Here is a 6,277-nt window from a genome sequence, read left to right on the forward strand (position 1 = left end):
GCCCCCGAAACCGGATAAAACCGGGCGCCGGGAGGCTGGCGCGAGACAGTTTCCCGCGCTCGAGGCTCACGGCGTAGCGTGCGCTGCGTCTTGCCCCCGGCCCCGCCGTGACCGCGCTCACCCGCGCGGCACTGTCGATCACCCGCCCGTGGGCTCGCCGCCCACCTGTCGATCGAAGGACCGCAATGGCTCATTCACCACGTCCGAAACGCGAGCAGTGGTCCGGGCAGCGGGGGTTCATCCTCGCTGCGATCGGGTCCGCGATCGGCCTCGGCAACATCTGGCGGTTCCCCGGCGTCGCGTACGAGAACGGCGGGGGCGCGTTCCTCATCCCGTACCTCGTCGCGCTGCTGACGGCTGGCATCCCGGTGCTGCTGTTCGACTACGCCATCGGGCACCGGTTCCGCGGCTCGGCCCCGACGGCCTTCCGCCGGCTGGCCAAGCGCGCCGAGCTGCTGGGCTGGTTCCAGGTCGCGATCTGCTTCGTGATCATCCTGTACTACACGGTGATCATCGCCTGGTCGGCGAGCTACCTCGGGTTCTCCGTCACGCGGGCGTGGGGCGACGACCCCGCCGGGTTCTTCACCGGCAGCTTCCTGCAGGTGGCGCAGGCCCCGGGGGTCAGCCTCGACATCGTTCCCGGGGTGGCCTGGCCGCTGCTGCTGATCTGGGTGCTCGTGCTCGCCGTGCTCGCGCTCGGCGTGCAGAAGGGTCTCGAGCGCGCGAACGTCATCGGCCTGCCGGTCCTGGTGGTGCTGTTCCTCGCGATGGTGCTCCGCGCGCTGTTCCTGCCGGGCGCCCTGGACGGTCTCAACGCCTTCTTCACCCCGGACTGGTCCGCGCTCAGCGACCCGGGGGTGTGGATCGCGGCATACAGCCAGATCTTCTTCTCGCTGTCGGTCGCGTTCGGGATCATGGTCACGTACTCCTCGTACCTCAAGCGCAAGACGAACCTCACGGCGACCGGTCTCGTGGTCGGCTTCGCGAACTCCTCGTTCGAGCTGCTGGCCGGGATCGGCGTGTTCGCCGCCCTGGGCTTCATGGCCCAGCAGCAGGGCACCACGATCGCGGAGCTCGACGGGATCGCCGGCGTCTCTCTGGCGTTCATCGCGTTCCCGCAGATCATCTCGATGATGCCGGGCGGGCCGATCTTCGGCGTGCTGTTCTTCGCCTCGCTCACCCTCGCCGGGCTCACCTCGCTGCTCTCGCTGCTGCAGGTCGTCTCGGCGGCGTTCCAGGAGAAGTTCGGCCTGAGCATCCGCCAGGGTGCGATCCGCGTCGGGGGAGTCGCGGCGGTCGTCTCGCTGGCCCTGTTCTCGACGTCGACGGCGCTGCCGGTGCTGGACACCGTCGACAAGTACGTCAACGAGGTCGGGATCGTCGCGTCGGCGATCTTCGCGACGGTGCTGGTCACCTGGGTGCTGCGCCGGCTGCCCGAGCTGCAGCGGCACCTCAACGCCGTCTCGACGCTCCAGATCGGTACCTGGTGGCGGTGGCTGGTCGGCGTGGTGGTGCCGGGCGTGCTGCTGGTCATGTTCGTCTCCGGGCTCGTCGACCTCGTGGCCCACGGCTACGGCGACTACCCGCGCTGGTTCACCAACACCCTCGGCTGGGGCATGCTCGCCGCGATCGTGGCGGGAGCGTTCGTGCTCACCGCGCTGCGCTGGCGGCACAGCCCCGACGAGTTCGTGCCCGACGCGCTGCCCGACGTCGTGCCGGCCGCGGCCCGGCCGCCGCGCGGCACCTCCACGACCCCGAAGGAGCTCGTGCCATGACCGCGACCGCGCTGGTTGTCCTCATCGTCTCGCTCGCGGTGGTGTGGGGCGGGCTCGCCGCGAGCACCGTCTACCTGCGCCGGCACCCCGAGGAGGACGACGGTGCGTCGGCCACGCCGACCGCGCCGATCGTCATGCACGACCTGTAGGGCCAGCCAGCCCGAGCACGCTCGCGAGCCGCCGGACCTCGTGGTCGAAGAAGGCCGGGTAGTCGCCGACCACGTCGTGGCGGTGCCCGAACAGCTCGAACGACAGCGCTCCGAACAGGTACGTCCACGCCATGAGCCCGCTCACCAGCAGGTCGACCGGGATCCCGGGCGCCACGGCGGTGCGCATGGGCTCGAGGGCGCGGACGACGGCGGCCGGCGGCTCGGGATGGGTGGCGGGGTCGTAGGCCCCGCCGGCCACCAGGTCGCCGAGCAGAGAACCGAGCAGCAGCGGCACGCGCGAGGCGGGCCCGATCGTGTCCTGCGGAGCGGCGTACCCGGGGATAGGCGACCCGAAGATGAGCGTGTACTCGTGCGGTTGGGCCACCGCCCAGTCGCGCACCCCGTGGCAGATGGCGATCCAGCGGTCCTCGACGGATCCGCCGTGCACGCGTGCCTCGGCGGTCTCTGCGGCCTCGGCCAGCGCGCTGTAGCTGTCGATGATGAGGGCCGTCAGGAGCGCATCGCGGCTGCGGAAGTAGCGGAACAGGGCCGACGACGCCATGTTCATCTCGCGTGCGATGCCGCGCAGCGAGAGCGCGGACCCGCCCCCCGCGGCGAGCTGCGCCAGCGCGATCGCCTTGATCTCGTCGGTCAGCTCGGTGCGCACGCGCTCGCGGGCCGTGCGGGGCATCGGGGGCATCGGCGGGCGTGCCGGCGGGGGTGCCGATGGCGTGGCGGGCGCGGTCATGCGGTCCAGTATCGGGGAAAAAGAGATCGGTGGCAACAAACGAGAGCGGTGCTCTTGACGAATCGCCACCGGATCTGCGACGGTCGAGAGAGCGAGCACCCGGCTCGCGATCGAGACGGTCAACCCGCCGCCTGCGCGGCAGAGGAGCATCCCCATGGCCAAGCACGTCGTCGTCGGCGCCGGACCAGTCGGCACCGCCACCGCACGGCTTCTGGCCGAGCGCGGCGAGCAGGTCGTCCTCGTGACCCGCTCCGGGTCGGGGCCCGAGCACCCGGCCATCACCCGGGTCGCCGCGGACGCGTCGTCCTCGGACCGGCTGACCGCGCTCGCCGACGGCGGTGTCGCGCTCTACAACTGCGCCAACCCGCAGTACCACCGCTGGCCCACCGACTGGCCGCCGATCGCGCACGCGCTGATCACCGCAGCCGAGCGGTCGAACGTCGTGCTCGCCACGGTGAGCAACCTGTACGCCTACGGCCCGGTGACCGGTCCGATGACGGAGGACCTGCCGCTCGCTCCGCTGGGGCCGAAGGGACGGGTCCGGGCGCAGATGTGGCGCGACGCCCTCGCCGCGCACGACGCCGGCCACATCCGCGCCACCGAGATCCGCGGGTCGGACTACGTCGGGAACGGGGTATCGGGACACCTGGGCGACCGGGTCGTGCCCCGCCTGCTGCGGGGGCGGGACGTGACCGTCGTGAAGAGCGCGGACACGACGCACACCTGGACCGCGATCGACGATGTCGCGCGGTTGCTCGTGACCGCGGCCGCCGACGAGCGCGCCTGGGGTCGCCCGTGGCACGTGCCGAGCAACCCGCCGCGCACGCAGCGGGAGGCGATCGACGACCTGTCTCGCGTGGCAGGTCTGCACCCGGTCAAGGTGAAGGAGTACTCACCGCTGCTGCTGCGGGCGATCGGCGTCGTCAACCCCGTCATGCGGGAGCTGCCCGAGGTGGCCTATCAGTTCGAGCAGCCGTTCGTGCTCGACTCGACCGCTGCCCAGGAGACGTTCGGCCTGGTGCCGACCCCGTGGGAAGCCGTGCTGGCGGACGTCATCAACTGGTACCGCAGCCGCGCCTGAGGCGATGACCGGTGATGTGACGCGGACCCGATGTGACTCGGACGTCCCCGAGAAACTACCGTCGGACCTTGACGTGAGCCGGAAGCTCGTCGAAACCCGGCATTTCGTACGGTTTGGTTAGCGTGGGGAACGCAATAGATGTCCGAACGGACCGCGCACGGTTCCGCCAAAACAACGTCCGCCCCGGCTCTGACGGGTCGCAGCGAAGAGCCGCACCTGGCGCGATCTCTGGGCAACCGGCACATACAGCTGCTGGCCATCGGCGGGGCCATCGGGACCGGTCTGTTCATGGGCTCGGGAAAGACCATCTCGCTCGCCGGTCCGTCGGTGATCTTCGTGTACATGATCATCGGGTCGATGTTGTTCTTCGTGATGCGGGCGATGGGCGAGATCCTGCTGTCGAACCTCGCCTACAAGTCTTTCAGCGACTTCGCCGGGGACCTGCTGGGTCCGTGGGCCGGGTTCTTCACGGGCTGGTCGTACTGGTTCTTCTGGGTGGTCACCGGGGTCGCCGACATCGTCGCGATCTCCGGGTACCTGCAGGTCCTGGCGCCGGGCACGCCCTTGTGGATCCCCGCGGTGGCGACCCCGGTGGCGCTGCTGCTGCTCAACCTGCCGACGGTCAAGGCGTTCGGCGAGGCCGAGTTCTGGTTCGCCATCATCAAGGTGGTCGCGATCGTCGCGATGATCGTCACGGGCGCGGTGATGATCGCGACTCACTTCACGTCGCCGAACGGCTCGGTCGCCACCGTGGCCAACCTCTGGAACGACGACGGGATGTTCCCGCACGGGCTGTTCGGGTTCGTCGCCGGTTTCCAGATCGCGATCTTCTCGTTCGCCGGGATCGAGCTGGTGGGCACGGCGGCCGCCGAGACGAAGGACCCCCTGACCAACCTGCCGCGGGCGATCAACTCCATCCCGGTCCGCGTGCTGGTCTTCTACGTCGGGGCCCTGCTCGTCATCCTCGCGGTGAACCCGTGGCGCACCGTCGATCCCGGCAGCAGCCCGTTCATCGGGATGTTCGCGCTGGCCGGGCTCGGCATCGCCGCCGTCGTCGTGAACCTCGTGGTGATGACGGCCGCCGCCTCGAGCGCGAACTCCGGGATCTACTCGACCTCCCGGATGATCTACGGGCTGGCCCAGGACGGCAACGCGCCACGCGCGTTCGGCCGGTTGAACACCCGCAAGGTCCCGAAGAACGCGCTGCTGTTCTCCTGCACGTTCCTGCTGGCCGGGCTCGTGCTGCTGTACTCGGGCGACTCGGTGATCGGGGCGTTCACCGTGGTCACGTCGGTCGCCGCGGTGCTGACGATGTTCGTGTGGTCGATGATCCTGGTGAGCTACATCGTGTTCCGCCGGCGACGCCCGCAGCTCCACGCCGCCTCGACGTTCCCCATGCCGGGATCGGCGTTCATGCCCTACGTCGTCCTGGCGTTCTTCGCCTTCATGCTCGTGGCGCTGGCCCGGGGGGAGGACACCCGGCTCGCGCTGCTCGTGACCCCGGTCTGGTTCGTCGTGCTCGGCGGCGCGTGGTTCATCAACCGGTCCACCGCCCTGCAGCAGGCGCGGATCGCGGAGTGGAGCGGGGATAGGACCTAGGTCCTGGTTCGCGCGGGCCGAGGGCTCATTTTCGCCGCGCCGGTGTCGATGAGGCGGTCGCAGACCCGCTGCCGCCCGAGGACCCACACCCACTCGGTCGCCTGACCCAAGGGGACGGTTCCATGGCAAACGAACGACCGCGCAGTGCTCGACCGCGCAGCGTCATGACGGCCTTCCGCGACGTGAACGTCGGCGGCAAGCTCGCGATCGCGATGTGCGTCGGCCTGTTCGCCCTGGCGACCCTGGCCCTGGTGAGCGTCACCTCGCTCCAGGCGGCCGGCAGCGAGAGCGACGACCTGCTTCGGGGCGCCGCCGCGTCACGCGCCGCCCTCGGCGCCGACATGATGCACGACGCCGTTCACGCCGACGTCCTGAAGTCCGTGCTCCCGACCGGGACCGGCCCCGAGGCTGCCCGGCAGGACCTCGTCGACCACGCGAGCACGATGACCGGAGCCCTGGACGAGGTGGCCTCGGCCGGGATCGCGCCCGACGTCGACCGCGCGGTCGCCGCCGTGCGGCCCGCGGTCGAGGAGTACCTCGACCTGGGCCTGCAGATCACGACGCTGGCCGGCACGGACGTGGAGGCCGCGCTCGCGTTGTACCCGGACTTCCAGGTCGCCTTCAAACAGCTCGAGGAGGACCTGCCGAGCGTGGGCGAGTCGTTGACGCTGCACGGGGAAGCGGCGGAGGCGGCGGCGCTCGTGCGGCGCACGTCGACGGCACGGGTCCTGCTCGCCACCGCCCTCGCGGGAGCGTGCGCCCTGACCCTCTTCGGCTGGCTCGTGAGCCGGTCCGTGTCGGGACCGTTGAAGCGTGCGGTCGTGGTGCTGGAGGGTCTGGCGGAGGGTCGGTTGGATCTGCGGTTGGAGGTCGATACCCGTGATGAGGTGGGTCAGATGGCGTCGGCGTTGAACCGGGCGATGGT

General features: G+C 70.3%; 6 protein-coding genes. 5 read left to right on the forward strand and 1 reads right to left on the reverse strand.

All coding sequences use genetic code 11. The features are described from left to right. Nucleotides 1-185: 185 nt before the first annotated feature. Both EUA98_RS06490 and EUA98_RS06495 read left to right on the forward strand, forming a co-directional pair. On the forward strand, nucleotides 186-1,775 hold the full coding sequence (locus tag EUA98_RS06490; RefSeq protein ID WP_130101855.1) for a sodium-dependent transporter: 1,590 nt from the start codon (nucleotides 186-188) through the stop codon (nucleotides 1,773-1,775). Then, nucleotides 1,772-1,924 (forward strand): methionine/alanine import family NSS transporter small subunit, encoded by a 153-nt coding sequence (locus EUA98_RS06495; protein WP_130101856.1) that lies wholly within the window; start codon nucleotides 1,772-1,774, stop codon nucleotides 1,922-1,924. The genes EUA98_RS06490 and EUA98_RS06495 overlap by 4 nt, the downstream gene beginning before the upstream one ends. Here the strand turns inward: EUA98_RS06495 and EUA98_RS06500 are convergent. After that, nucleotides 1,908-2,672, reverse strand: a complete 765-nt coding sequence (locus EUA98_RS06500) for a TetR/AcrR family transcriptional regulator (protein WP_207218993.1) — start codon at nucleotides 2,670-2,672, stop codon at nucleotides 1,908-1,910. The two genes, EUA98_RS06495 and EUA98_RS06500, sit on opposite strands and share 17 nt — an antisense overlap. A 154-nt stretch (nucleotides 2,673-2,826) precedes the next feature. Here EUA98_RS06500 and EUA98_RS06505 point away from each other — a divergent pair, with 154 nt between their 5' ends. From EUA98_RS06505 to EUA98_RS06515, 3 genes are all read left to right on the forward strand, one after another. Continuing rightward, nucleotides 2,827-3,753 (forward strand): NAD-dependent epimerase/dehydratase family protein, encoded by a 927-nt coding sequence (locus tag EUA98_RS06505; protein WP_130101857.1) that lies wholly within the window; start codon nucleotides 2,827-2,829, stop codon nucleotides 3,751-3,753. A gap of 138 nt (nucleotides 3,754-3,891) precedes the next feature. Then, complete coding sequence (locus EUA98_RS06510) at nucleotides 3,892-5,352, forward strand: amino acid permease (protein ID WP_130101858.1); 1,461 nt, start codon at nucleotides 3,892-3,894, stop codon at nucleotides 5,350-5,352. A gap of 122 nt (nucleotides 5,353-5,474) precedes the next feature. Continuing rightward, a partial coding sequence (locus EUA98_RS06515; RefSeq protein WP_130101859.1) for a HAMP domain-containing protein occupies nucleotides 5,475-6,277 on the forward strand: 803 nt, incomplete at its 3' end.

Source organism: Pengzhenrongella frigida, assembly GCF_004168625.1.
In the GTDB taxonomy this organism is placed as follows: Bacteria; Actinomycetota; Actinomycetes; order Actinomycetales; family Cellulomonadaceae; genus Pengzhenrongella; species Pengzhenrongella frigida.

Bases quoted from the DNA above. Each gene is read 5' to 3' on its own strand.
- EUA98_RS06495 (WP_130101856.1), top strand. From the start codon at position 1,772: ATGACCGCGACCGCGCTGGTTGTCCTCATCGTCTCGCTCGCGGTGGTG.
- EUA98_RS06500 (WP_207218993.1), bottom strand. From the start codon at position 2,672: ATGACCGCGCCCGCCACGCCATCGGCACCCCCGCCGGCACGCCCGCCG.
- EUA98_RS06510 (WP_130101858.1), top strand. From the start codon at position 3,892: ATGTCCGAACGGACCGCGCACGGTTCCGCCAAAACAACGTCCGCCCCG.
- EUA98_RS06505 (WP_130101857.1), top strand. From the start codon at position 2,827: ATGGCCAAGCACGTCGTCGTCGGCGCCGGACCAGTCGGCACCGCCACC.
- EUA98_RS06490 (WP_130101855.1), top strand. From the start codon at position 186: ATGGCTCATTCACCACGTCCGAAACGCGAGCAGTGGTCCGGGCAGCGG.